The following is a 2,556-nucleotide window of genomic DNA, read 5'->3' on the forward strand; positions in this document are numbered from 1 at the left end:
GTTGGTGCTGGTCATCAGGGGTGGAACTCCTACTCGGGCCCTCTCAGGCTAACCCGACAAAGCGGGATGTCTCACCCAAGGCTGGCAGAGAGGGCCTCGCCCGGTCCCCGGCCTGAGCTCCCAGGACATGAAGCCATCGTTCGGGAGGAACGGTGGAGTCGAGTCCGTCGATCTGTATCGAGACCTCTCCGCCGTTGAGTGTGCGACGGGTTCTCCCGTCGCACCCACCCTCAGGCACCTTCTCCCCCCGGAACCGGGGAACGCTCCCTTCGAACACCGCCATCTGGTCTTCGGGGACAACGATGGGTCTACTGCCACGTCGGGCAGCTGCTGCCATGTCGTCCGCGAAGTTCGCCGGCCCTCGATATCCGTACCGCTCGACCCCGTGGGCACCGAGCCAGCCGAGCATGGTCGCATGCCGAGGGTACCGGGAAGTGGAGACCTCGGGAACGCTGAGAGTCAGTCCGAAAGAGGCCATGCAATCACGCAACGAGTGCATGGTCGCCCGCTGCACCTGGAGGTAGTCCGCGTCCGGCAGTTCATAGGCATCCAGGGGAAGCGCGAGAAGGCCTGCGGATCCCGCCCCCTGCGTGATCACGGGCGCGTCAGCCGCCGTCCCGGCCTTCGGCGCGGTGGTGCATGCGGCCGACACGAGAAGCAGAAGAGAGACCACTGCGGCCGGTAGTACCGATGAGATCCTCCGTCGCTTCATGGTCTCCTTCCGGTGCGGCATCGCAGGGCCGTGGCTGTCAGCACGAGGAGCCGGTTCACGGACATCCGTGCCGACGACACTCATCTGCTCACGCGAGGGGGTCATCGACTTCGCTCATCGCCAGACGACCGTCGGACCGTAGGCAACGTTCGAGTGCATGTACTTCGCCTGCACCTTGTAGGCGTGCGCGTCATCAACGCCAGCGGTGTAGTCCTGGGCCCACTCCCGTACGCCGTCCCGGTTACCGCACTGGTAGATCGCCCCATCCGACTGGTTGACCCAGATCAGAGCCACGGAGTCGAGGCCGTAGTTGTACATCTTGGCCCACGCATACCACTTCCCGCCGTAGGTGCCCTGGTTGACGCGGATGTACGTGGGTCCTCCGACGTTCGCGTACGTTCCGGGTACCGCGGAGATGTTGCTCGCCTTGGAGGGCTCCTGCAGCCAGCTCCCGCACCAGAGCGGGGCGGCGGAGGCCGCACCCGCGGACCCCATGAGGACCGCCCCCGCAGCCACGGTTGTCACTGTCGCGGTAGTGATGATCTTCCTGAGCATTCGGACTCCTCCTACGTGGCGTTCCAGGGATGCCGTGTGGCGTGTCCAGATTGCTGTGGAGCCTCTTCCCCTGCCTTGTACAAAGGCGCACTCTCTTCACCGGATTCGGCTGACGCGCACCCGCCCGTAGGGCCGCAGATGGAGGTTGAAACGCCCATGGAGTCGAGGAACAGGAGCGGGTACGCGGAACGCAGCGCACCCGAGCGGTTACGGGCTCAGGTCGTGATGTACCGAGGTCATCGCACTGCGGGGCCGGGACCTGTCAGGCTCACTCTTCCCTCCGCCACAGTGACGTTGATCTTGGGCTGGGGAGATCCCCTGCGCCTGCTCCACTGCACGCAGGGCGTCCCGGCGGAGCGGACCACGTGGCATGCGATGCTCGCCGGTCTGCACACATCATCGGTGAAAGGGGGCTACGAGGGAGTTGCGGAGTCGGTCGAGGTGGAGTTCACCCCGCTCGGCGCGTACACATGCCTGGGGCTGCCGCTGCACCACCTAGCCAACCGCCACATGCACCCGGACGAGGTGCTGGGCACCGGCTGGTCAGCGAGGCTCACCGAGCAGCTCATCGCCGTGCCGGACTGGGAGGGGCGCTGGGCGGTCATCGACAACGCCCTGACGCGGCGCATGGCGGACGCATCGCCCCCCTCGCCGGTCGTCGCCGAGGCATGGAGTCGGCTGCTTGCCCATCACGGGCAGTTATCCGCCAAAGATCTGACTGTTGCCACAGGCCGCGGCAGCCGGCGGTTGCAGGTGCTGTTCCGAGAGCAGATCGGACTGCCGCTGCAATCCGTCAGCCGGGTCCTGCGGTTCCAACGGGCGCTCACCCTGCCGTCCGACACCCACCGGTCGCTGGCCGATCTGGCGGCTCTGTGCGGCTACTACGACCAGGCGCACATGACCCGTGACTTCCGTGACCTGGCCGGACTCACCCCCGCCCAGCTGTGCACTCTCGCCGACCATGCCGCCGCCAGGGACGGGGCTCCTGCCGACGGACGGCTGCCCAATGTCTTCGATCGCTGAACCACCGCCTCTCGAACTCGAACGGGTCCTTCCCAGCACGTCCGGTCCTCCGTGTGGTCGGTCGGCCCCCTTGCGCAGGTAGCCCGGCTGGCCGGGCAGGTACGGGAACAGGTGCCGCAGGTGGGTGGAGGCGTGGCTGGCTTTGTTCACGGTTCGCGGCTCTGGCTCAACTTCTGGATGCTGTTGGTGATCTTCACTGGGGAGGGTGAGGCTGACGGCTTTGCCGGTCGCTGGCCCTGTGCGCCTGCTGTCCTGATCTGGAGATC

At 66.4% G+C, this 2,556-nt stretch carries 3 protein-coding genes; 1 reads left to right on the forward strand and 2 read right to left on the reverse strand.

Translation table 11 applies throughout. The features are described 5' to 3' along the window. Positions 1 to 43 precede the first annotated feature (43 nt). Entirely contained in the window at positions 44 to 712 is a 669-nt protein-coding gene (locus ACFU7Y_RS42890) for a hypothetical protein (protein ID WP_380771892.1), read from the reverse strand. Positions 713 to 826: 114 nt separating this feature from the next. Next, positions 827 to 1,267 (reverse strand): hypothetical protein, encoded by a 441-nt coding sequence (locus ACFU7Y_RS42895; protein WP_224284981.1) that lies wholly within the window; start codon positions 1,265 to 1,267, stop codon positions 827 to 829. 288 nt (positions 1,268 to 1,555) lie between these two features. On the opposite strand from ACFU7Y_RS42895, the gene ACFU7Y_RS42900 reads away from it, so the two are divergent. Further along, positions 1,556 to 2,290: a helix-turn-helix domain-containing protein gene (locus tag ACFU7Y_RS42900; protein WP_380771894.1), complete on the forward strand. Its 735-nt coding sequence runs from the start codon at positions 1,556 to 1,558 to the stop codon at positions 2,288 to 2,290. The last annotated feature ends 266 nt before the right edge of the window (positions 2,291 to 2,556 follow it).

Origin of the sequence: Kitasatospora sp. NPDC057542 (genome assembly GCF_042801945.1) — a bacterium.
GTDB lineage: Bacteria > Actinomycetota > Actinomycetes > Streptomycetales > Streptomycetaceae > Kitasatospora.